20 protein-coding genes are annotated in these 21,866 nt (G+C 52.6%); 13 read left to right on the top strand and 7 right to left on the bottom strand.

Annotated elements, in window-relative coordinates; translation table 11 throughout:
• The first annotated feature begins 12 nt into the window (after window positions 1-12).
• Complete coding sequence (locus tag ACSEXW_RS01310; RefSeq protein ID WP_438444275.1) at window positions 13-1,971, top strand: FAD-dependent oxidoreductase; 1,959 nt, start codon at window positions 13-15, stop codon at window positions 1,969-1,971.
• Between the two features lie 212 nt (window positions 1,972-2,183).
• On the opposite strand, the gene ACSEXW_RS01305 is transcribed toward ACSEXW_RS01310, so the two are convergent.
• Window positions 2,184-2,594: a hypothetical protein gene (locus ACSEXW_RS01305; protein WP_438444274.1), complete on the bottom strand. Its 411-nt coding sequence runs from the start codon at window positions 2,592-2,594 to the stop codon at window positions 2,184-2,186.
• 673 nt (window positions 2,595-3,267) lie between these two features.
• Between ACSEXW_RS01305 and hisS the strand changes: the two genes are divergently transcribed.
• The 7 genes from hisS (at window position 3,268) to ACSEXW_RS01270 (ending at window position 12,617) form a co-directional block, all read left to right on the top strand.
• On the top strand, window positions 3,268-4,518 hold the full coding sequence (hisS, locus tag ACSEXW_RS01300; RefSeq protein ID WP_438444273.1) for a histidine--tRNA ligase: 1,251 nt from the start codon (window positions 3,268-3,270) through the stop codon (window positions 4,516-4,518).
• A 35-nt stretch (window positions 4,519-4,553) separates the two neighbouring features.
• Window positions 4,554-6,332 (top strand): aspartate--tRNA ligase, encoded by a 1,779-nt coding sequence (aspS, locus tag ACSEXW_RS01295; RefSeq protein ID WP_438444415.1) that lies wholly within the window; start codon window positions 4,554-4,556, stop codon window positions 6,330-6,332.
• An 85-nt stretch (window positions 6,333-6,417) separates the two neighbouring features.
• Complete coding sequence (locus tag ACSEXW_RS01290; RefSeq protein WP_438444272.1) at window positions 6,418-7,167, top strand: tRNA threonylcarbamoyladenosine dehydratase; 750 nt, start codon at window positions 6,418-6,420, stop codon at window positions 7,165-7,167.
• Window positions 7,168-7,170: 3 nt separating this feature from the next.
• Window positions 7,171-8,481, top strand: coding sequence for a replication-associated recombination protein A (locus tag ACSEXW_RS01285; protein ID WP_438444271.1), 1,311 nt, complete (start codon window positions 7,171-7,173; stop codon window positions 8,479-8,481).
• 253 nt (window positions 8,482-8,734) lie between these two features.
• Window positions 8,735-9,250 (top strand): DUF5317 domain-containing protein, encoded by a 516-nt coding sequence (locus ACSEXW_RS01280; protein WP_438444270.1) that lies wholly within the window; start codon window positions 8,735-8,737, stop codon window positions 9,248-9,250.
• Window positions 9,237-11,582: a putative bifunctional diguanylate cyclase/phosphodiesterase gene (locus tag ACSEXW_RS01275; protein ID WP_438444269.1), complete on the top strand. Its 2,346-nt coding sequence runs from the start codon at window positions 9,237-9,239 to the stop codon at window positions 11,580-11,582. The genes ACSEXW_RS01280 and ACSEXW_RS01275 overlap by 14 nt, the downstream gene beginning before the upstream one ends.
• 408 nt (window positions 11,583-11,990) lie before the next feature.
• A complete protein-coding gene (locus ACSEXW_RS01270; RefSeq protein ID WP_438444268.1) occupies window positions 11,991-12,617 on the top strand; it encodes a response regulator transcription factor in 627 nt (208 codons plus the stop codon).
• A 15-nt stretch (window positions 12,618-12,632) separates the two neighbouring features.
• On the opposite strand, the gene ACSEXW_RS01265 is transcribed toward ACSEXW_RS01270, so the two are convergent.
• Genes ACSEXW_RS01265 through ACSEXW_RS01250 form a run of 4 tightly spaced genes read right to left on the bottom strand, consistent with a single transcriptional unit; the run spans window position 12,633 to window position 16,422 of the window.
• On the bottom strand, window positions 12,633-13,946 hold the full coding sequence (locus ACSEXW_RS01265; RefSeq protein WP_438444267.1) for a sensor histidine kinase: 1,314 nt from the start codon (window positions 13,944-13,946) through the stop codon (window positions 12,633-12,635).
• Window positions 13,947-13,950: 4 nt separating this feature from the next.
• The gene (locus ACSEXW_RS01260; RefSeq protein WP_438444266.1) at window positions 13,951-15,030 is read right to left on the bottom strand and encodes a nitrogen regulation protein NR(II); all 1,080 of its coding nucleotides are present in this window, start codon (window positions 15,028-15,030) and stop codon (window positions 13,951-13,953) included.
• Window positions 15,031-15,043: 13 nt separating this feature from the next.
• Window positions 15,044-15,385 carry a hypothetical protein gene (locus tag ACSEXW_RS01255; protein WP_438444265.1) on the bottom strand — a complete coding sequence of 114 codons (342 nt, stop codon included), beginning with the start codon at window positions 15,383-15,385 and terminating at the stop codon, window positions 15,044-15,046.
• Window positions 15,382-16,422, bottom strand: a complete 1,041-nt coding sequence (locus tag ACSEXW_RS01250; protein ID WP_438444264.1) for a hypothetical protein — start codon at window positions 16,420-16,422, stop codon at window positions 15,382-15,384. The genes ACSEXW_RS01255 and ACSEXW_RS01250 overlap by 4 nt, the downstream gene beginning before the upstream one ends.
• Window positions 16,423-16,599: 177 nt before the next feature.
• Here ACSEXW_RS01250 and ACSEXW_RS01245 point away from each other — a divergent pair, with 177 nt between their 5' ends.
• Window positions 16,600-17,379 carry a hypothetical protein gene (locus ACSEXW_RS01245; protein ID WP_438444263.1) on the top strand — a complete coding sequence of 260 codons (780 nt, stop codon included), beginning with the start codon at window positions 16,600-16,602 and terminating at the stop codon, window positions 17,377-17,379.
• A gap of 75 nt (window positions 17,380-17,454) precedes the next feature.
• Here the strand turns inward: ACSEXW_RS01245 and ACSEXW_RS01240 are convergent, their stop codons facing one another.
• Both ACSEXW_RS01240 and mnmA read right to left on the bottom strand, forming a co-directional pair.
• Window positions 17,455-17,811 (bottom strand): hypothetical protein, encoded by a 357-nt coding sequence (locus tag ACSEXW_RS01240; protein ID WP_438444262.1) that lies wholly within the window; start codon window positions 17,809-17,811, stop codon window positions 17,455-17,457.
• 95 nt (window positions 17,812-17,906) lie between these two features.
• Window positions 17,907-19,001: a tRNA 2-thiouridine(34) synthase MnmA gene (gene mnmA / locus ACSEXW_RS01235; protein WP_438444261.1), complete on the bottom strand. Its 1,095-nt coding sequence runs from the start codon at window positions 18,999-19,001 to the stop codon at window positions 17,907-17,909.
• Between the two features lie 302 nt (window positions 19,002-19,303).
• On the opposite strand from mnmA, the gene cymR reads away from it, so the two are divergent.
• The 4 genes from cymR (at window position 19,304) to ACSEXW_RS01215 (ending at window position 21,732) form a co-directional block, all read left to right on the top strand.
• Entirely contained in the window at window positions 19,304-19,723 is a 420-nt protein-coding gene (gene cymR / locus ACSEXW_RS01230) for a cysteine metabolism transcriptional regulator CymR (protein WP_438444260.1), read from the top strand.
• A gap of 23 nt (window positions 19,724-19,746) precedes the next feature.
• Window positions 19,747-20,898 carry a cysteine desulfurase family protein gene (locus tag ACSEXW_RS01225; protein WP_438444259.1) on the top strand — a complete coding sequence of 384 codons (1,152 nt, stop codon included), beginning with the start codon at window positions 19,747-19,749 and terminating at the stop codon, window positions 20,896-20,898.
• 123 nt (window positions 20,899-21,021) lie between these two features.
• A complete protein-coding gene (locus tag ACSEXW_RS01220; protein ID WP_438444258.1) occupies window positions 21,022-21,513 on the top strand; it encodes a PRC-barrel domain-containing protein in 492 nt (163 codons plus the stop codon).
• 24 nt (window positions 21,514-21,537) lie between these two features.
• Complete coding sequence (locus ACSEXW_RS01215; protein ID WP_438444414.1) at window positions 21,538-21,732, top strand: YrzR-like zinc ribbon domain; 195 nt, start codon at window positions 21,538-21,540, stop codon at window positions 21,730-21,732.
• Window positions 21,733-21,866: the final 134 nt, after the last annotated feature.

Raw genomic sequence — 21,866 nt, 5'->3', positions numbered from 1 at the left:
GTGCTTAACTTCATGCTGCGGAACAAATGGACGATATTGGCTCTAACCTTCATCCTGCTTGGCGGGATCGGCGGTCCCTTCATGTACTGGAAGGAAAAATACGGCGGAGGCCTGAACAACGAGACGATGGAAGCACAGGAGCTGCTGAAGGTGGACTCGGTCAAGGCGCCGAAGGAGGCCTACGACGTCATCGTGGTGGGCACGGACCCCGAAGGTGTGGCCGGTGCGGTATCCGCCGCACGGAACGGGCTCAAGACGCTTCTGGTGGACGGCCGGAACCGGGACATTCTGGGGGGATTGATGAGCCTGGGGTGGCTCAACTCCCTGGACAACAATTACGACGTGGAAACCTACGACTGGCTGGCGCCGAAGCCCAATGTGCTGAACAAGGGGATCTTCCAGGAGTTCTATGACAAGGTCGAAGGGACTTCCTTCGATGTGGTCACGGCAGCCAATGTGTTCCGGAACCTGGTGGCCAAGGAGAAGAACATCGAGGTTCTGCTCAAGACGCAAGCCATCGAGCCGGTTACCGCAGAGGCGAAGGACGGCAACAAGAGGATCGAAGCCCTGACCATTACCCTGGAGAACGGGGAGAAGCGGCTGGTCAAGGCCAAGGCCGTGCTGGACGCCACCCAGGATGCAGACATTGCTGCCGCTGCGGGCGCGCCCTTCAGCAGAGGGCGGGAGGATCTGGGGGATCCTAAGTCCCTTATGGCCGTCACCGCCGTCTTCCGCCTGAAGAATGCGGATGATGCCTTTTGGAAGGAAGTCCGCAAGAAGATGGAGAACGACAATGACCCGGACACAGGGGCGGATGTCTATTCGGCATGGGGCTACAAGGACATCAAGGACTATAAGCCCCAGGATCCGGCGAAGGCCAGAATGCGCGGGCTGAACATCGGACGGCAAAATAACGGGACGATTCTCATCAACGCCCTGCAGCTGTTCGGAGTGGATCCGACCAATCCGGAGTCGGTGAAGCAAGCGTACGAGACGGCCAACAAAGAGCTGCCGCACATTCTCGCCTTCATCAAGAGCAAGCATCCGGAATTCGACAAGCTGGAGCTGGACGGAACCGCTCCTGAGCTCTATGTCCGGGAAACCCGGCACATCTACGGGGAATACCGCCTGACGATTCTGGACCTGCTGGAGAGCAGAGACCAGTGGGACCGGGTCGGCTTCGGATCCTATGCCGTGGACATCCAGTCCACCGGTCCGGCAGATTTCGGTGCGGTGGCCATGGTACCGGACAAGTATGCCGTGCCGTTCCGCAGCCTGGTGCCTCTGAAGGTGGACGGCCTGCTCGTAACGAGCCGCTCCGCCAGCTATGACACGCTGCCCCACGGCAGCGCGCGGGTCATCCCGCTTGGCATGGCGGTGGCCCAATCCGCCGGCGCTGCAGCCAAGGTGGCCATCGACAACAACGTCAGCTTCCGGGAGCTCTCGAAGTCAAAGGACTTGGTGGCCAAGATGCAGGACCTGGTCAACGGCCAGGGGATGGACTTGAAGCCCTATACGCCCAAAGTCCATTCCTACATGAACCACAAGGCGTATCCGGGCCTGAAGGCCGCCGTTTATATGGGATTGGTCAACGGCTCTTACGGCAATCTGTATTTTAAGGATGAAGAGCTGAACAAGCCAAGCAACCCGCAGCGCTTCGTCAATCATCTGAGAGGGGCCAAGCGGATGTATGCCCAGTCCTTCAAGGGGGATGCGACCAATGCCATCGCCGGCATGACGGAGGAACAGGCCAAGACTTCGCCGTTGACCCTTCAGCAGGCCGCCTACTCCATGGCCCGTGCCAGCGGGTTAACGGTGAAGCCGGAGCAGGCGGAGCAGGAGCTGACCGCCAAGCGGCTCTTGAAACCGGAGACCGTCAAGCTGATCGCCAACAAGCAGTCTTTGACGAACGGGGAAGCGTACCTCTTGATCAAGGACTTGACGGAAGGGCTGGTCAACGTCCGCTTCTAGGCATTGCCCTGAAGCACTTCTGACCTCCTGCCACCCGCCGGGGCGTCGGATGCAATCCAAAAAGCCATTCTTATGGGGATCTGGACTCCCCGTAAGGATGGCTTTTGTGTGTTATAGGCTATATGGTGAAAGAGGGGTGGTTCCGCATGAGGAATCCAGGATGCCGGAGATGGCGTCAGGCAGGTGTGGGGCTTAAGCGGTTCCCGTCGTCCTTATGCTTCTTCGGAGCTGCCGGCTTCCTCGCCGTCATCCTCTTCGACCGGCTCTTCCGCCTCATCCGGGTCGGCTTCCTCGTCCGGATCGAGATCGATATCCGATTCGTCCTCCTCAACCGGCTCTTCTTCAAGCTCCTCTTCCTCTTCAGCGGGGAGATCCTCTTCGGGCTCCTCGTCCTCATCCGTTGCATCGGAGTCATCCTCTTCAGCCGGCTCTTCGGCTTCCTCTTCATCGTCGGGGTACTCGACGCCTTCCTCGAGCTCGTCCGGCTCGGCGGCTTCCTCCGCTACGGGCGCTGCCTCCGATTCTTCGATTTCCTCCGCCGAAGTCTCCGCCTCATCCACCAAACCCACAACTTCCTCCTGAACTTGATCCAGAGCTTCCGTAACACGGGTTTCCTCTGTCATATTCCATTCCCTCCGCCGCTCGATTAGCAAGGTCATCTCAGCCTTGCGATACCATATATATGCTTGGCCGATCAGAATAGACTAGCTTTCTTGAGAAGAATAAAGCGTTTTATATTTTGTAATGGAACTGTAACGTTGTTTTTATCTTCTTTTAACATTGATTTCCTATAATAAATCTCGACCCCCTTTTTAAAATATATTTTCTCTTAAAACCTGCGCTTCCGGCGTGGGTTTCTTTCTTTTTTGCGGGCGCTGCCGATGACCACTTGACTTTATCCGACACGTTGATTAAAATTTAGTATAAATTAGGTTCTATATTTCTGTGATTCGTTGAAGGGATAAAGTACTCGTCACACTTAACTTCAGAGAGGGAAGCCCAGGCTGGAAGCTTCCTGTTAAGCGACGAAGGAAAGACCTCCCTGAGAACAACCCGTGAACCCGAGGGACCGCATCTGCGGTTCGGGCGAGCAGTAACGGCGTTGCGTATGGCGGGCGTTAACCGTATGAAGAGCGGATTCTTCCCCTCCGTCGGCGCGGCTGTAACCGTCCGGACGGGTAGATTCCGAATTGCGGGTGGTACCGCGGGAAATTGGTGATCCAATCTCTCGTCCCTGGCACATGTGGCCAGAGGCGGGAGATTTTTTTATTTCGACCGAAGGAAAGGATGACGAGCGTGAGTATTCAGAAGCCCAAGGGCACCCAGGATTTCCTGCCGGGTACGGTTGAGACTTGGCAGTATATCGAGAAGACCGCCAGGGATGTATGCCGCAGGTTCCACTATAAGGAGATCCGGACCCCCATCTTCGAGCATACGGAGCTGTTCCAACGCGGGGTAGGCGAGACGACCGACATCGTGGAGAAGGAGATGTATACCTTCCTGGACAAGGGCAAACGCAGCATTTCCCTGCGTCCGGAGGGAACCGCCGGAGTGGTCCGCGCTTACGTGGAGAACAAGCTGTATGCCGAGCCGGAGGTCTGCAAGCTCTATTACACCGGTCCGATGTTCCGCTATGAGCAGCCGCAGGCGGGGCGTTACCGGCAGTTCCACCAGTTCGGTGTGGAAGCCTTCGGGGCGACGGACCCGGCCATCGACGCCGAGGTCATCGCGCTGGGCTACACCATCTACACGGAGCTGGGGATTCAGGGCGTACGGGTGGAGATCAATTCCGTAGGCAACCCGGCCAGCCGGGCAGCTTACCGGGAGTCGCTGTTGGCCTTCCTCGAGCCCAAGCGGGACGTGCTGTGCAAGGACTGCCAATCGCGGATGGAGCGCAACCCCTTGCGGGTTCTGGATTGCAAGGTGGACCAGCATCATTTTGCCGGTGCTCCGGAGCTGCTGGAGTTCCTGGACGAGGAATGCAGCAGCCACTTCGCCGCCGTCCAGAGCCATCTGACCGGCATGGGCATTCCGTTCAGCATCAATCCGAGATTGGTGCGGGGCCTGGATTATTACACCCACACCGCCTTCGAGTACAAGGCGGAGGGCATCGGAGCCATCGACACCATCGGCGGCGGCGGCCGTTATAACGGCCTGGTCGGCCAGATCGGGGGCAACGACCAGCCGGGCATCGGCTTCGGCATCGGTCTCGAGCGGACCGTACTGGTGCTGGAGGCCCAAGGGGTGGCGATCCCGCAGGAAGCGGAGCTTGCCGCTTATCTGGTCGGCATGGGCGAAGCGGCGGAGCGGGAAGTGACGAAGCTTCTGTATCAGCTGCGTCTGGCCGGCATCGTAGCCGAGAAGGATTACTTGGGCCGGAAGATGAAGGCCCAGATGAAATCCGCCGACCGCTTCAACGCCAAGTACGTCGCCATCCTCGGCGATGACGAGCTGGCAGCCGGAGAGATCTCTGTGAAGCGGATGTCCACCGGCGAGCAGACCAAGGTTCCGTTAAGTGAATTCACCAGTTGGTTAACCACTCATTAATCATATCGAAATCGGAGGAATCCATTCCCATGTCCATGCTCAAAACCCATCAATGCGGCCAGCTCAGCAAGGCCGACGTCGGCACGACCGTTACTCTGAACGGCTGGGTGCAGCGCCGCCGCGACCTTGGCGGCGTCCTCTTCATCGATCTGCGTGACCGCAGCGGTATCGTCCAGGTCGTATTCAACCCAGACTTCTCCGGAGAAGCTCTTGCCATAGCCGACCGGGCCCGGAGCGAGTACGTGCTTGCGGTTCGCGGCAAAGTGGTGGAGCGCAGCGAGGATACCAAGAACCCGAACCTGGTCACGGGCGACATCGAGATCCGGGTGACGGAGATCGAGATCATGAACGCGGCCAAGACGCCTCCGTTCTTCATTGAAGACGGTGTGGAGGTGGATGAATCCGTCCGCTTGAAGTACCGCTATCTGGACCTTCGCCGTCCGGAGATGCAGCGCTCTCTGATGCTCCGCTCCAAGACGGCCAAGATTTTCCGTGATTATCTGGACGAGAACGGCTTCGTGGAGGTTGAAACCCCGATCCTGACCAAGAGCTCGCCGGAAGGCGCGCGCGACTATCTGGTGCCGAGCCGGGTGCATCCGGGTGAATTCTTCGCCCTGCCGCAATCGCCGCAGATCTACAAGCAGCTCCTGATGGTGAGCGGCCTGGAGCGCTACTTCCAGATCGCCCGCTGCTTCCGGGATGAGGACCTGCGTGCGGACCGCCAGCCGGAGTTCACCCAGGTGGACATCGAGACCTCCTTCCTGGACCGCGACCAGCTGCTCGACATGCTGGAGGAGCTGATGGTGAAGCTGTTCCGCGAGACGACCGGCACGGAGCTTGCGCGTCCGTTCCAGCGTCTGACCTATGCCGATGCCATGGGCAAGTATGGCTCCGACAAGCCGGACCTGCGCTTCGGCCTGGAGCTTAAGGACGTTTCCGACATCGTGGCCAACAGCGGTGTGAAGGTGTTCGCTTCCGTCGTGGCCGGCGGCGGCATCGTCAAGGCTCTGAACGCCAAGGGCTGCGCCAGCTGGAGCCGCAAGGAGCTGGACGATCTGACTCCGTTCGCCTCCCGCTATGGCGGCAAGGGATTGGCCTGGATTCAGATCAAGGACGGCGAGTGGAAAGGCCCCATCGTCAAGTTCTTCAACGAGCAGGAGATTGCCGCCCTGACCGAGCGCCTGGACGCTCAAGAGGGAGACGTGCTCATCTTCTCCGCCGACAAGGCCAAGGTGGTTCACGATGTTCTGGGCAACCTGCGACTGAAGATCGGCAAGGACCTGGGTCTCATCAATGAGAGCGAGTTCAAGTTCCTGTGGGTCGTGGACTTCCCGCTCTTGAGCTACGACGAGGATGCGAAGCGCTACGTGGCGGAGCATCATCCGTTCACCCGTCCGAAGGATGAGGACCTGGCCTATTTCGACACCGATCCGGGCCAAATCCGGGCACAGGCCTATGACCTGGTGCTGAACGGCTACGAAGTCGGCGGCGGCTCGATGCGTATCTACAAGCGCGACGTGCAGGAGAAGATGTTCGCGGCCCTGGGCTTCAGCCCGGAGCTGGCACGAGAGAAGTTCGGCTACCTAATGGACGCCTTCGAATACGGCACTCCTCCCCACGGCGGCTTCGCCTTCGGCTTCGACCGTCTGGTGATGCTGATCGCCGCACGCAACAACCTCCGGGAGATCATCGCCTTCCCGAAGACGGCCAGCGCAACGGATCTCCTGATGGACGCTCCGAGTCCCGTAGACGATCATCAGCTGGACGATTTGTCCATCCGGGTGGCTTTGAAGCAGCCTGCCGGGAAACAATAAGAAATAACAAGGATAAGGGAGCCCTGGGCTCCCTTTCCATCCTTCCAATACTTTTTCGAGGGATTACAGGAGGTATTGCAGCGGTATGTTGAACCAATTTTCGAGAACGGAACTGGCACTGGGCCCGGAGGGGCTACAGGTGATGAAGAACAGTACGGTGGCGGTGCTGGGGATAGGCGGCGTCGGCTCCATCGCGGCGGAAGCCTTGGCCCGGTCCGGTGTGGGACGAATCATCATGATCGACAAGGACGTCGTCGACATCACGAATATTAACCGGCAGATACACGCGCTCTTGTCCACTGTGGGCCAGCCCAAGGCGGAGCTTATGAAGCAGCGGATCGCCGACATCAATCCGGAATGCGACGCGGTAGCGCTCAGGATGTTCTATACGGAGGAGACCTACGAGGAGCTCTTCAAGTACCCGCTCGACTACGTGCTGGACGCATCGGATACCATCGAGTACAAGATCCACCTGATCAAGCAGTGCCTGTCCCGCAAGATCCCCGTCATCTCCAGCATGGGCGCCGCTAACAAAATGGATCCGTCCCGCTTCCAGGTGGCCGACATCTCCAAGACCAGCATGGACCCCATTGCCCGGGTGGTCCGGCAGCGGCTGCGCAAGGACGGCATTACGAAGGGAGTCAAGGTGGTCTTCTCCACGGAGGAGCCGATGCGGCCGCGGGAGGACGTGACCCAGAAGATCGTGCCGGAGAATGCGCCGGAGATCCGCAAGGCCCAGAATCCGCCGGCGAGCAACGCGTTTGTGCCGCCAGTGGCGGGGCTGATCATGGTCAGTGTGGTTGTTCGGGATCTGCTGGCCAAGCAGGGGCTGTAAGGGATGGATCTGTTCACCTACCAGATGAACCAGGATTCGGGGGCCAAGCTGCTGGCAGACCGTATGCGGCCCCGGACCTTGGAGGAATACATCGGCCAGGAGCATATCGTCGGTCCGGGCCGTCTCCTGCGGCGCGCCATCGAAGCGGACCGGGTCTCGTCGATCCTGCTGTACGGCCCTCCGGGCACCGGCAAGACGACGTTGGCCCATATCATCTCGCAGCGGACCCAGGGCGTCTTCGTCAAGCTGAACGCCGTGGAAGCCTCCGTGAAGGACGTACGAGAGGTCATCGAGCAAGCGGAGGCCAACAAGGCCATGTACGGGCGCAAGACCATCCTGTTCCTGGACGAGGTCCATCGCTTCAACAGCGCCCGTCAGGACGCCTTGCTGCCTGCGGTGGAGCAGGGCGTCATCATCTTCATCGGTGCCACGACGGAGAATCCGTATCACCATGTGAATGGCGCACTTCTGTCCCGGTCCACGCTGTTTCAATTGGAAGCGCTGAACCGGGACCATTCCCTTATCGCCATGCACCGGGCGCTGGCCGATTCGGACCGCGGATTGGGCTTCCTGCCGCTGGACGTGGAGGAGGCGGCGATCCAGCACATCGCGAACATGGCCAACGGCGATATTCGCCGGGCCTTGAACGCGCTGGAGCTGGCCGCCCTGACCACGTCCCCTTCGGCGGACGGACGCATCCGCGTCACACTGGACGTGGCGGAGGAATCGATCCGCAAGCCCCGGCTCCAGGCGGACGAGTCTACGCAGTATGACGTGCTGTCCGCCTTCCACAAGAGCCTGCGGGGCTCCTCCGACGCGGCATTGGTCTGGTACGTCTATGCCGTAGACAAGCTGGGCATGGACCCGATGACCTTCCTGCGGCGCCTAATCGTCTGCTGCAGCGAGGACATCGGCTTGGCCAATCCGCAGGCGATGGTGCAGGCGGTGACGGCCATGGATGCGTATCAGAAGATCGGGCTGCCCGAGGCCCAGTACAATATCGCCCAAGCCATCCTGTTCGCCGTGGAGAGCCCCAAGTCGAATGCCGTAGCCGTTGCTCTCGGCAATGTGCAATCGGCCCTCTCCCAGACGGGTAAAGCTACCGTGCCGATGCATCTGCGAGACGCCCACTACAAGGGCGCAGCCACCCTCGGACATAAGGGCTACCAATATCCCCATGACTATCCGGGGCACTACGTGGATCAGGCCTATATGCCCGAGGAGATGGAAGGCCGGCATGTCTATCATGCGACAGAACAAGGCATGGAAGACAAAATCAGGCAAAACCAAGAACGCCGCCGGCGGAGGAAATAAGCCGAAAGCCTCTGTTATGACATATTTCGATGATATTCAGTTCAAATAAACTATTGCCCCTAACGGGAAGTAGGCGTTATACTAAAATCGGTATAATTCTACTTGAGGGGGACCTAGTATGCGTCGTTTGGTAGGATTTGTTGTAGTAGCATGCATGGTTATGGCTTCTGTAATCTACTATCCGTGGTATTAATAAACCGAAGGGAGGAACTAGTGATGCTAGTTCCTCTTCGTTTAATGAAAGGTGTATAAAATGCATTACTTCTTTGCAATTGCAATAATAATTGCTTTTATTTCAGGGCGTAATCCTTTAAAGTGCTTGGATGAAGTGAAGTTTCGGTATACATTAGTTATCATAGGATCACTCCTGTCGCAAGTGATTCTATTCGTTTTTTTTCGGTTGAATCCGGTTCACTATGCCTACTTATTCGAGGCTACATTGATATCTCTTATAGTAAGTCTATGGTTTAATAGAAATACATTCGGTATAAAGTGGATATTTTCAGGAGCTACGTTGAATTTGATGTCTCTTCTATTAAATGGCGGCCGAATGCCTGTGTTGAGGGGGGCATTGGATATTGCTCAGATCTCATATGCCTCTGATGATGCTCGCCATCAATTAATTCAGGATTCAAAATATTGGTTCCTAGGAGACTGGATTCCTCTTTATAAGCTGGTACTGAGTATAGGAGATATCTGTGTAGGAATAGGGATTGTTGTGTTTGTTCTAAACAACTCACCCCCAAGGAGAACGCATGAAACAAGTTAACATTTACACTTCGACCTTATTTACGATCGGCGTGGTATCACTATCGTCAGTATTATTTACGGAAACTAATCAAATGGATTGGCGAGTATTAATTACAATATCTGCTATTGCGATTCTCTTTGAGTTCATACCAGTCAAACTACCAAACGGTATGGATTATTCTTTGAGTGCAATAGGCAATATTTATGTATTGTATAATTATGGTTTAGCCCCTTCATTTTTTCCATTAATACTGTGCACTCTAGCAAATTTCGTAGCAAAATCAAGATTTCAAATTAATTGGTTCCGTTTTTTTGTTTCACTTGGAATGTATGCCTGCAATACGGTTGTTGCATTTACAGTTTTACGTATCTTAGATTCAAGCAATATTTTTGTTAATATTTTTGTTATCACGCTTGCTGCAGATGCGGTGAACTTGTTGCTAAGAAACGGAATTATGAGATCGGTATTTAATCAACCAATACTCAGTAAACCTTCATTCTATTCGGTCCTTAATTTTCTGATACCTGTATTGGTATGTGCATTAGTTGTCATCCAATTAACATTGATAGAAATTTTTTCGAAGTGGCTCTGGAGCCTTGGTATTATAGGTTTCTTCGTTTTACTTTTATCTTATATGACATCTGCTTATCATAAGCAGCTCTTAGCGGTTGAGGAAAAAAGTAAACGATTAAATTCCCTCTATGATAACAACCCAGATCTGATAATTACCTTAGATTCTGTGGGAACCATATTAGCCGCTAATCCTGTATTGTCCGAGGTGCTGGACTATGACCCTTCCGTACTGATCGGTCAACCAGTATTTCAGTTGCTTGACCCAAGAGAACGGGATCTTGCTTCATCAGAATTCCCCAAGCTCCTGAACGGCTCTGCTTATACCAAACAATTCCACGTCCTCCATGCCAACGGAAGTGTTCGGGAATTCTCGGTCATCTGTGTCCCGACCCAAGTCAACAAGCAGGTGGTAGGGGCTTACATTATCGGCAAAGACGTCACAATAGAAAAAGAAGCATCCCGGATGATCCAGACCATGGCCTACTATGACTCCATAACGGGTCTTCCCAACCGGGTCCTGATGATGGATCAAATGCATAACGAGCTCCGCTTGGCGGAGAAGAATAACTCTACCATTGGTGTGTTGTTTATCGATTTCGACCACTTCAAAGCGGTGAACGATACCTTCGGTCATTCCATGGGGGACATGCTCCTGATCAAGGTAGCACAGAAGCTCCGGGAAAAAGCACCGCCCCCTGCCGTGGTTGCACGATTGGGTGGGGACGAATTCCTAATTCTGCTACCGGGCGGCAGCGAAAGCGATTGTGTCGCTCTCTCCAAAAAACTGCTGCAAGCATTCGAGGACTCGATTCTGTTAGGCGAACAGCCCGTATTCATCACGCCAAGCATCGGGATAAGCCTCTACCCGGAACACGGGATATCCGGCGAGCAATTAGTCAGCCGTGCAGATGCCGCTATGTACCGGGTGAAGAGCGCAGGAGGCTCCCACTACTTGATGTTCTCTTCCGATATGCAGAAGGAGCATGAGGATAACAAGCTGATTTCGATGCTGCTCCGCAATTGTATTGAAAATCAAGAGATATGGCTGCAATATCAGCCACAGGTGGATATTAAGACAGGCTCGGTGATCGGTGCGGAAGCTCTGGCGAGATGGACGAACCCCATTCTTGGACATGTATCTCCTGCACGCTTTATCCCCATAGCCGAACAAAATAATCTGATTCTATCGATAGGGAATTGGATTCTAAAAACCGCATGCAAACAGAACAGACAATGGCAGCTAGACGGGCATCCGCCTATTAAGATGGCCGTTAATATCTCATCCATTCAACTTCAGCAGGAGAATTTTGTCGGCCTCGTCGAACGGATTCTGGAGGAGACCGGCTTGGAACCCCAATGGCTGGAGCTTGAGCTGACAGAGAGCGTTTTGATCCGAAATACGGCCCGCAATCTGCAGATCTTAGAGGATCTTCGGCAGTTAGGTGTCAGTATTGCGGTGGATGACTTCGGCGTTGGTTACTCGTCTCTCAGCTACCTGAACCGCTTCTCCTTGGATTATCTGAAGATTGACCGATCCTTTGTTCAAAATATCGGAAGCAATCCCAGCGATGAAGCGATTATCCGCATGATCATCGGGTTGGCGAAGGATCTGAAGCTTCAGGTCGTTGCAGAAGGCATAGAGACAGAGGAGCAGTACCAGTTCGTCAAAGCGGAGCAATGTGACTGTATCCAAGGCTATTACTTCAGCAAGCCGCTTCGGGTGGATGAATGGGTAGAGTTTACCTGGAGCCCCCGCAGTCACGGGCAGGAAGTTTAATTCCCCCAAAAAAAGCAGTGATCCGAAGGGATCCTGCTTTTTTTCTAGAGCTTCTAGTTTACTCAGTAGATCAGATACGATTTGACTTGTCGCTCCGTAGGGATTCCGGAAGCCTCAACTTTGCTCAAGCCGGAAAACCATTCGCTTAAGCGGTGCATTTCCATATCGGCGATCTTCTCGGGTAGAGCGGGCGTAAGCGGCCTGCGCCCCTGGCATATGATATACTTCTTCTCCGGCATTCCATTCTCTCCGTTTCATATCAAGGAAACTGTTGTGCGAGTTGGATGGAAAACGATGGGATGGTACACCGCTATTATACTAGTCCTTTAGTCGGATGTCAGGGTGATAAATTATCACCCCTGAAAGATACTAAGAACTGGAATTAATAATTCATTTGGAGTGGTTTCCATGATTCGGATTGGAATCATCGAGGATGATCTGCTCTTCCTTCATGCATTAATGGGCTATATCGGACAGCAACCGGGAATGATTACGGTAGGTTCAGCCTCAGATATTCCTAGTGGGATTCGGTTCGGATTACGTGAAGAGAACTTGGATGTGCTTCTGGTGGATTGTTGTTTGGAACAGTCTGTATATGACGGAATCCAGGTCATACAGGAGATACGAGAGAAGAGGAAGGGACCGCCTCTAAAATACATTTTCTTAACCTCCGTGGAAGATCAGGATGTGATCCTGAAGGCTTATACCGCAGGGGCCTCCCGATATTTGCTCAAAAGCGATTATCAGGACCTGGTGTCCGTGATCCATAATGTAATGAAGGACGGACCGAATCCGATCAATACTCTCCTGGAGGAATATCGCAGATTGGTGGAAGAGCAAACCCTTTCCGCATTAACCGCTGCTGAAAGGGACGTATTTGCCCAACTGAAGCAAGGCAAGAATCGGATGGAGATTGTGGAGACTTTGGGAAAGACAGAGGATACTATCAAGACCCAAATTAAATCGATTCTTAGGAAGCTTCATGTTTCTTCAACCAAAGAAGCCATCGATAAAGTAAAACGGGGCGGCCTGTAATGGCCGTCCCGTTGCTTATCTTATATGGGTAGAGGGATACACAAGTACCTTCTGAGGTGGGAAGCTTAGAACAACCGTGGTGCCCTTGCCTTGACTGCTGTTTATCTTTATTGAACCTTGACTGGCTCGCATGACATTGTAACAGTAGGATAATCCCAGCCCGAAATTACTTTTTCCCGCTTTCGTCGTGAAGTAAGGTTCGAATACCCGGTGCAGACTCCCGTTGGGAATTCCCGGACCGTTATCCTCGATGCAGATGGTGAGCCACGACCCCGGTAAGGGAGGGGGTAAATAAACTTGTATGGTTCCCGTCATGTTCTTAAGGGCTTCGATGCTGTTGCGGATCACGTTCAAGAAGACCTCTTTGAGATGCGTTGCGTCGCAAACGATCACAGCTGACTGGTTATCACGAATATGAAATTGAACATTCTCGGGTAGTGAAGTTTTTATTTCATTATGTAACATGTTGAGAAGTATGTCCAGTTTGACGGCTTCTTCATGAAGTGTGATTTCTTTGGTGCGGTCCCGTAGGCGATTTACCATGTGTTTTAGGTGATCAATGGAGTGTTCGATAAGATCCATTTCCTCTTGGATAAGGTGTGGATCTGGGAGTTTGGATTTCATAGTTCCAAGGGCCATCTCCATGGTTAACAGCTTATTTTTGAAGGAATGATTCAGAATCTGGACTCCGGAGTGGGCTATTCGAATAGATGGGCTGATGTCCGGTGTATAGACCTGCCCAAAAATAGCATCAGGTTTTAACTTATGTAGTCTCAGACTATTCCATATGAGAGCTTCGGCGGCGACTATCCACTCAAAGATTTGTGGCAATGATAACCCTGATGAATCCAAGAAAACCCATATAACGGGAAGACCTAGCATAATTCGCAAAACGTGTAGCTGCATTTCTTTGTTCGAATCTTGAGAATGATTCTTCAAACGTCGGATCTGTTGGCTGACAGAAAAGATTATCGCCGCTATTCCTAGTATCAGAGTTGGCCAACCGGTCCATGAAGTTCCTATCAAGTTACGGATACCAAATAATAAAAGTACAAGGAAGAGTACCGTAATCTGTTTTTGGATACGATTGGGTTCCTGGATTCCTAAGATAACGTAGAAGTATGTTGTAGTTCCTGATATAAGGGTGCATATAAAATTTCCAATAGGGGCTTGTCTAATTCCATAATTGATTAGAGCGCCATTATCATAAAGTAGTGCATATCCGCCCAATAATACAAAAATAATTGCAGTAATTCTGTCTAGGTTGTTATGTGGATATAGTTTATTGATTAACAAACCACAGGATACGAAGAGTAGTGCCAGCAACATGTTCTTAGCCTCCGGGTGTGGTGTTCAGACAACTTTCATTCGGACATATGGATAAATCCCACAAACGGCCGACTAGAAAAATCCCAGCTACTTGCTTATTTCGGAAATGTGGAACGAATGAGACTTGTACCGGTATAAGTTGATTTTCAGAGTTTTGTAGTGTGAGATTGATTTCTCCTGAAATCCCAGCAATGGCTTGGTCAAAGCATTGCATGATGTTGTGGGAGTTACCTACGACGTAGTTCCATATGGATTGGTTTGACATGCTGCTATTTGACAGACCAATAGTTTGTTCTGCAATAGTGTTCGAAGAAAGTATCTTCCCATGTAAGTCCAGATGGATAAATATCTGACGGGTAGAAGTATAGCTATTTTTCAGGGATTCTAAAAGTTCATCTGATTGACTTTTTTGATCAACTGCTATTTTAGCAACTATAGATAAGATATAGATTGTTAATGAGCATATGCTGACTTCAAGAAGAGTTTCTGAGAACGAATCAGATAAATATAATCGGTACAGGAAGGTGGATGATAGAATACAAAAAACAGTTGGAAACAAACTAGGTATAAAAGAATTGTACGAAAGAACGGACCAACCCAAAATACTAACTTGGATAGATTTATTCAAAAGGTTTGAGATCAGATCGATAATAATCGTAAGTAGAGTAACTAGAATAATCGTATTTTGTACAAAATGAGAAAAAGAATAATAAATAACTCCTGTCACATAGATTGAAAAAGTAAAGCTACCTATGGTTACAAGAAATCGATAAAGTATGAGTTTTATATCTCGATGTTCAGAAAAATATCCTTTGAGAGCTAATGATAGCATGCAGATCATTGACGGGATAATAGCTAGCTTCCAATCATAAACAATGACTATATATAGTGCTGATATATGATCGAATGTATACCAGAATCGATTTGGTAGCCTGATGGGAAACAAGCCAAGAAGTGAAATGGCTAGCGCGGTAAGTAAGTAATCCCAAGGTCTATCAATAAAAAAAAGTGCAGATGTCGTTACTATAATCGAAGTGCATCCGATGGCAGCAAGGAAGTACGTATAAGCATTTCTCTCTTTCATAAGATCACCTTCCCTATGAGATCTGATGCGTCAGGATGGACGACCCGCCCGATGAGGAAAATCCCGGCAACTTGTTTGTTGCGATAGTGCGGAATGTAAGCATACTGATTACCGATGGCAGGATGGCGATTTTCCAATCGTATTCCACTAGTAAAAATAGAGAGGGGACATGGAAGAACGCATACCAGAATCGATTGGGCAGCTGAATAGGAAACAATCCCACTAGTGAAGTACCTAGCGTGACAAGCAGAAGCACCCAAGGCTGTTCGCTTAATATAATGGTGCCCACTGCCAGGAGAATCGAGGCGCCACCAATTCCTGCCAGAAAGTATGTATAGGCATTTCGTTCCTTCATCGCGAACTCCTTCCTTGTCGAACTGTAGGTTCATCAAATTCTTTTATGCTCCCAACCAGATAGATTCCGGCCATACGATTATTGCGGAAATAGGGGGAAAGTATCGCAGTTAGGCGGATGGTGTTGTGCTGGTCTGGTGGACATAAGTGCAGTTCCACCTCCGCAGTCGTCCATGCGGACGAAGGGGGAAAGAACCGTTTCAGTTCTTCGGATTCAACTGATAAGTCCCAAATGTACGTTCCGGGACGAATATTAATTCCCAATAATATCTCCGAGTAAGTATTGGAGGATTGGATGCGGCCCTGCAGATCCAATGTCCAGAAAATACGCTCAGTCGAAGAGAATAATCTCTGCATATCCTCTCTCAATTCGCCGGAAAGGGTTTGCTGTTGAAGGGCTATTCGGGATAAGAGCGTAAGGATAAATAAGGTCAGACAACTGAACACAATTTCTTGAATCAAGTCCAGATAGGACTCCGTATGGATCAACCGGAAGATCAGAAGGCATGAAAATAGATTAAACGAGATATGGTACATGTTTGGGATCCAGGTCAGAGTATTCAGCATATTTGTGCCCAAAACACTGGCTTGAATACCTTTATTAAGAGCCAGATTCATGAGTTCTATCGTGATGACCATCGCTATAACATGAATGAACGAATGAGACGGCTGAGGCATAGGTTCGATGTAACTGGCAGCGAAAAAGGCTATCGAATACATGCCTAGAGTCACAAACAACCGGAACGGACGGAACTTAGCCCTATAACGGATACTAATTGCGATGAGTCCGACGATGGGTGGTATGATGGCGAGTTTCCAATCCGATGCCATAATCAAGTAACCAGCGGGAATATGGTCAAAAGTGTAGAAGAAACCGTTAGGGAGTTTTACAGGAAAAAGAGTAATGAAGGATAATCCCAGGCATACGAGAAGAATTATCCAAGGACTCTCGCTTGTGAACAAGGTCGCCAGAGCGATAAGAAGAGAAGTTAGCCCCGCTGCTGCGAGTAGCCAAGTAAACCTGTTCCGTTCTCTCATACTCTCACTCTCCGCTGCGCTGTCGTCATATGCTGCTTGGATTGTTAATTGATGCCATTATATCAGAGAAAGTCTAATCCTGACATACGGTGGAAGTAGCTTGGGCGGCATTTTGTTGAAACTTTTACGGTGTCGCCGCCGTCAAAGGAATAGCAACGGAATGGAGGAGGAGCGAACATGAAAAAATGGATGATCAGCTTGATCTTGTTGGCTCTGCCAGCCGCGGGCTGCTCCGGAACGGAGAATGGGGAGGGGGCAGCACGTACACCGATCCCGTCGGTTATCGCGTCTTCGACGCCTACAACTGCCGCTACGGGATCGCCCGTTAGCACGAAGCCCTCGGCGTCACCGTCTCCGGCCGCTTCAGCCAAGCCGGCCGTGAGTCCGCATAAAACGCAGGCTTCCGCTCCCTCTTCTCCAGCCCCCAGCTCAAGCAGTCTCACTTCCGCGGCTGCGAAGGCGGCGATTGAGGAGAGGGCCAAGGAGACCATGTCAGCGATCAAGAGCAAGGATTGGACCGGACTGGAGAAGCTGGTCCATCCGGACCAAGGGCTTCGTCTGTCCCCTTACTGCTATGTCGACGTGAAGAAGGATATCGTCTTCCCGAAGGGGCAGGTTGCGAAGCTTGCAGCTGATCCAAGTACCCGGGAATGGGGCAGTTACGACGGGTCCGGAGAACCGATCAAGCTGACATTCGCCCAATTCTACGACAAGTTCCTGTACAATCACGATTATGCCAAGCCGGAGAAGACCGGCTATAACGAAACCTTCGGGAAGAGCAATACCAAGAACAACATTCGGGAGGTTTATCCGGGGGCGATTGTGGTGGAGTATTATTTCAACGGCTTCGACACCAAGCTGGCGGGGCAGGACTGGGCCAGTCTCAGCCTGGTCTTCGAGAAGAAGGGAGATACGTGGTACTTATCCGCTATGGTCCATAACCAATGGACGATCTGACGAGCGGGAGGATCCCCCAAAAAAGAGGCCTGCAGGCATTTGCCAGCGGCCTCTTCGAATGGGAGGAGTCCCCGATTAATACTGGTTGGAGTATTGGCTGTTGGAATATTGGTTCGGGTTGCTCATGTAGGACTGGGAGTTAGCGATGGAGTTGAAGGTGGTGGATACCACTTGCTCCAGCTGGCTGCAGATGTTCAGACATTGGTTCATCTTCTGCAAAGCGGCTTGATGGCCTTGCAGGGCGATCTGAAGATTCTGCACGGCTTGGCGCTCACGTTGAGCCAGCTGCTCCAGGGTTTGGGCATTTTGCTGCTCTTGCTGCAGCATTTGCTGGTACATGCGGTTGGATTGGTCGGTTTGCTGCATGAGCTGCTGGATCAAGGAGGTGCACTGGTTCACTTGCTGAACGGTGTTCTGAATAGAGTTGTACATTCGGATTCGGGTCTCCTTTATGGTTGAGAGTAGCGGGTCCTCTTCGGCCCTCGGTTATTATGTCTTAACCCCCATAAAGTAAACCCGGCTCCGCCTTATTTTCTCGCGATACGGTCGATGGTGGCGCCGCCAAGGCAAAGCTCGCCATCGTAGAAGACAACGGCTTGTCCCGGAGTGACCGCCCGCTGTGGAACGTCGAACAGCACCTCGCATGTCCGGTCGGTCGGATGGAACCGAACGGTTACACCTTGGTCGGGCTGGCGGTAGCGGAACTTGGCGGTACAGCGCACTTCGGCTGGAGGAGTTCCGCCCGGCATCCAATTCACGTCCGTTGCGGTCAGGGATACCGAATACAGATGCGAGTCATCACCCTGGGCTACATACAGGATGTTATGCTCCAGATCCTTGTCTACGACGAACCATGGCTCGCCGGTACCCGAACCGCCAATGCCGAGACCCTGCCGCTGACCCAGCGTGTAGTACATGAGGCCTTCATGGCGGCCCTTCAGTACGCCGTCCAAGGTCCGCATCTCACCGGGACGGGCAGGCAAATATTGGCTCAGGAACTCCTTGAAATTGCGTTCCCCGATGAAGCATACGCCGGTGCTGTCCTTCTTCTTGGCGGTGGCCAAGCCCGCTTCTTCGGCGATGGCCCGGACCTGCGGCTTCGGTAGATGACCAATGGGGAACATGGCTTTGCTCAGCTGGTACTGGTTCAGTGCGTTCAGGAAGTAGGTCTGGTCCTTGCCGGGATCCATGCCGCGCAGGAGGCGATAGACGCCGTTCACCTGTTCGACGCGTGCATAGTGTCCGGTGGCGATATAATCGGCACCCAGGTCCAGAGCCTTCTGGAGAAACTCGCCGAATTTGATCTCCCGGTTGCACATGACGTCCGGATTAGGCGTCCGACCCCGGCGGTATTCCTCCAGAAAATATTCGAACACCTTGTCGAAATACTCGCGTTCGAAGTTTACCGTATAGTAAGGGATGCCGATCTGCTCCGCAACGCGGCGCACGTCTTCGGCGTCGTCCTCTGCAGTGCAGTGGCCGAATTCGTCGGTATCGTCCCAATTTTTCATGAATACCCCGATGACGTCGTAGCCCTGCTGCTTTAATAGAAGCGCGGCAACGGAAGAGTCCACGCCTCCCGACATGCCCAGCACGACGCGGGTGTCCTGTGGTGATTTCATCTTGCTCCAATCCTTTCTTGTCGAAACGCATTTCCTACTATTGTATCATTCTGATACGCGGGAAGCATTTTTTTCATGAAGTTGACATAGTTAGGTTCCCAAGAGGATTGCAATTATGATAACATATTAATGATGTGGGTAAAAATTCTTTTATCGGATTCTTGAATATACCGCTTGACTCAAGATAAAAGTCGGTTCGAACGGTTTAGAATGTCTCTCCGGATGGCACAATGGTAGGGACCGGAAACCGCCGTTATGAATCTTTCCTATATATCCAACACTGTGATTTGGGGTGTCTCTACTTGAAAATATCGACCAAAGGCCGTTACGGCCTGACCATAATGATGGAGCTGGCCGCCAAGAACGGGGAAGGGCCAACATCGCTTAAGAGCATCGCCGAGAAGCACCAGCTCTCTGAGCACTATCTGGAGCAGCTGATCGCACCGCTTCGCAACGCCGGTCTGGTGAAGAGCATACGGGGAGCGTACGGCGGCTACATTCTGTCGAAGACACCGGAAAGTATCACCTCCGGGGATATCATCCGGGTACTGGAAGGACCTATTAGCCCGGTGGATTTCACCGATGAGGATGATCCGGCCAAGCGGGATCTCTGGATCCGCATCCGTGACGCCATCGCCGACGTGCTGGATACGACAACTCTGGCCTATCTGGTGGAGTTCAAGGACGACGGACATCTCGATAACTACATGTTCTATATTTAATACACGTGTACCGGGTGAAGGATATGAATCCGATCTATTTAGACCATGCGGCTGCAACGCCGCTGTTGCCTGAAGTGCTGGACGCGATGCTGCCGCTCCTCCGGGAGCAATACGGCAATCCGTCCAGCCTTCACCGTTTCGGGAGAGAGGCGCGGAGCACCGTTACCGTCTCCCGGGATGCCATTGCCCGATTCTTGGGCTGCTCCAGCAAGGAACTGATCTTCACCGGCGGCGGTACCGAGAGCGACAATCTGGCCTTGTTCGGCACGGCTGTTGTCCCTGCATCGAAGAAAAACCACATCATTACCACCGCCGTGGAGCATCACGCCGTCCTGCATACATGCAGCCGCCTGGAGAAGCTGGGCTACACCGTTACTTACTTGCCAGTAGATACGACTGGTCTTATCTCCTTGGACAAGCTCCGCTCGTCTATCCGTCCAGAGACGCTGCTCATCAGCATGATGTACGGCAATAACGAGGTCGGAGCTATTCAGCCGATTGCCGAAGCCGGTTCTCTGGCTCGAGAGCATGGTGTTCTATTCCATGTGGATGCCGTTCAGGCTCTGGGGATGGAGCCCATCGATCTCTCCTCCGTCCATGTGGATCTGATGAGCTTCTCGGCTCATAAGATCGGCGGTCCGCGTGGCGTAGGGGCCTTGTACTGCAGCTCCAGGACCAAGCTGGAGCCCCAGCTGCTGGGAGGCTCCCAGGAACGCAAGAAGCGGGCGGGCACCGAGAATCCGGCAGGTATAGCCGGTTTCGCCGAAGCGGTGAAGCTGGCGCACGATGGTCTGGAGGACAAGCGCCAGCGGATGGAAGCTCTTCGGAGCCGGATGATAGATGGTCTGGTTCGTGAACTGGGAGCCGACGGCTTCGTCGTGAACGGTCCCGAGGACCCAGCCCAGAGGCTTCCCCATATTCTGAACGTCAGCTTCCCCGGATGTTCCACCGAGACGCTGCTTATGAATCTGGATCTTCAAGGAGTAGCCGCTGCAAGCGGTTCCGCATGCACCTCCGGTTCCTTGGAGCTATCCCATGTGCTGGTGGCCATGGGTCTCCCGCCGGAGGTAGCGGGCTCTGCGGTTCGATTCAGCTTCGGAAGCACCACAAATGCTGAAGAAATAGACCGCGCATGCCAAATTGTTGGAACCATTGTCAATCGGCTGCGTAAATAAGGGCAGGACCCTTCGCAATCTGTGACGGTTCGGCGGATATTTTGGGCTCTACGGTAAAAAATGAGTAGAGCAAGCCGAAGGTTATCGTTGAAGGGGTGACACCATTTGCGGGGTGCACGGGGTTTGATCGGACTTCCCGTGTTGGATTATGTCAGCGGGAGACGGCTTGGTACCGTTCGAGACGTGCTGGTGGACCGGGCATGGGACATGCGCGGGATCGTGCTGGACTATGCGTCATGGTTTACGTCCGCCCGGGTGGTGGAATGGAAGGACGTCCGGACCATCGGACACGACGCCGTCATGGTGGACGGCAAGCAATCGGTGCGGAAGTATAAGCAGGTGCCCGGCGTGTACTTTTTGTGCTATGGGAAGAGCCGGCTGAAGGGATTGCCTTTGATCTCCGCCGAAGGAGTTCAAATGGGCCACCTGGAGGACGTTTATTTTTCGCAAAAAATGGAAGACTCGATAATAGGGTTTGAACTCTCGGACGGTTTGTTGACCGATCTGCAGGAAGGCCGCAGATCCATTCCGGTTCCCGAGGGAGCGGAACGGGGAGAGGATATGATTCTCGTACCGGTTCCCCCATCTGGAGAAATCGAATGGAAATTTAATTAAAGAACAGGGTGATACGTTTTGTCGATGCGGTGTCCGAACTGCAATTCGAAGGATATTGGCAAGATCGGCTCCCACCAGTTTTACTGCTGGGGCTGCTTTATCGAACTGACGGTAAACGGCGAGAAGATGTCGGTGTACCAAGTAGAGGAAGACGGGACGCTCAGCTCGCTGGACGATCTGTTCTTCGAAGAGGAATTGCCTCAAGTCCATGCCAATTGACGGGATGCTTAAGACCCTCCGGCCTGCACGCGGATTTTCCGCGCTGCATGCAGGAGGGTCTTTTTATTCATAAAGAGCCAAGCCTTCACTTTGTGGGGTATTTTCGCTGGCTCGTACATATACTGTATGGGTAA

Source organism: Oryzibacillus soli (assembly GCF_051594765.1).
Lineage (GTDB): Bacteria > Bacillota > Bacilli > Paenibacillales > NBRC-103111 > Paenibacillus_AR.
The sequence above is the reverse complement of the archived record's forward strand: the minus strand, read 5'-3'. Positions and strand labels throughout refer to the sequence as shown.

Excerpts from the sequence above, each read along its gene's own strand:
- ACSEXW_RS01280 (WP_438444270.1), top strand. The coding sequence starts at position 8,735 with ATGCATTACTTCTTTGCAATTGCAATAATAATTGCTTTTATTTCAGGG.
- aspS (WP_438444415.1), top strand. The coding sequence starts at position 4,554 with ATGCTCAAAACCCATCAATGCGGCCAGCTCAGCAAGGCCGACGTCGGC.
- ACSEXW_RS01310 (WP_438444275.1), top strand. The coding sequence starts at position 13 with ATGCTGCGGAACAAATGGACGATATTGGCTCTAACCTTCATCCTGCTT.
- ACSEXW_RS01255 (WP_438444265.1), bottom strand. The coding sequence starts at position 15,385 with ATGAAGGAACGAAATGCCTATACATACTTTCTGGCAGGAATTGGTGGC.
- ACSEXW_RS01260 (WP_438444266.1), bottom strand. The coding sequence starts at position 15,030 with ATGAAAGAGAGAAATGCTTATACGTACTTCCTTGCTGCCATCGGATGC.
- ACSEXW_RS01270 (WP_438444268.1), top strand. The coding sequence starts at position 11,991 with ATGATTCGGATTGGAATCATCGAGGATGATCTGCTCTTCCTTCATGCA.
- ACSEXW_RS01290 (WP_438444272.1), top strand. The coding sequence starts at position 6,418 with ATGTTGAACCAATTTTCGAGAACGGAACTGGCACTGGGCCCGGAGGGG.
- ACSEXW_RS01250 (WP_438444264.1), bottom strand. The coding sequence starts at position 16,422 with ATGAGAGAACGGAACAGGTTTACTTGGCTACTCGCAGCAGCGGGGCTA.
- ACSEXW_RS01305 (WP_438444274.1), bottom strand. The coding sequence starts at position 2,594 with ATGACAGAGGAAACCCGTGTTACGGAAGCTCTGGATCAAGTTCAGGAG.
- ACSEXW_RS01265 (WP_438444267.1), bottom strand. The coding sequence starts at position 13,946 with ATGTTGCTGGCACTACTCTTCGTATCCTGTGGTTTGTTAATCAATAAA.
- ACSEXW_RS01275 (WP_438444269.1), top strand. The coding sequence starts at position 9,237 with ATGAAACAAGTTAACATTTACACTTCGACCTTATTTACGATCGGCGTG.
- mnmA (WP_438444261.1), bottom strand. The coding sequence starts at position 19,001 with ATGAAATCACCACAGGACACCCGCGTCGTGCTGGGCATGTCGGGAGGC.
- ACSEXW_RS01245 (WP_438444263.1), top strand. The coding sequence starts at position 16,600 with ATGAAAAAATGGATGATCAGCTTGATCTTGTTGGCTCTGCCAGCCGCG.
- ACSEXW_RS01240 (WP_438444262.1), bottom strand. The coding sequence starts at position 17,811 with ATGTACAACTCTATTCAGAACACCGTTCAGCAAGTGAACCAGTGCACC.
- ACSEXW_RS01225 (WP_438444259.1), top strand. The coding sequence starts at position 19,747 with ATGAATCCGATCTATTTAGACCATGCGGCTGCAACGCCGCTGTTGCCT.
- ACSEXW_RS01215 (WP_438444414.1), top strand. The coding sequence starts at position 21,538 with ATGCGGTGTCCGAACTGCAATTCGAAGGATATTGGCAAGATCGGCTCC.
- ACSEXW_RS01285 (WP_438444271.1), top strand. The coding sequence starts at position 7,171 with ATGGATCTGTTCACCTACCAGATGAACCAGGATTCGGGGGCCAAGCTG.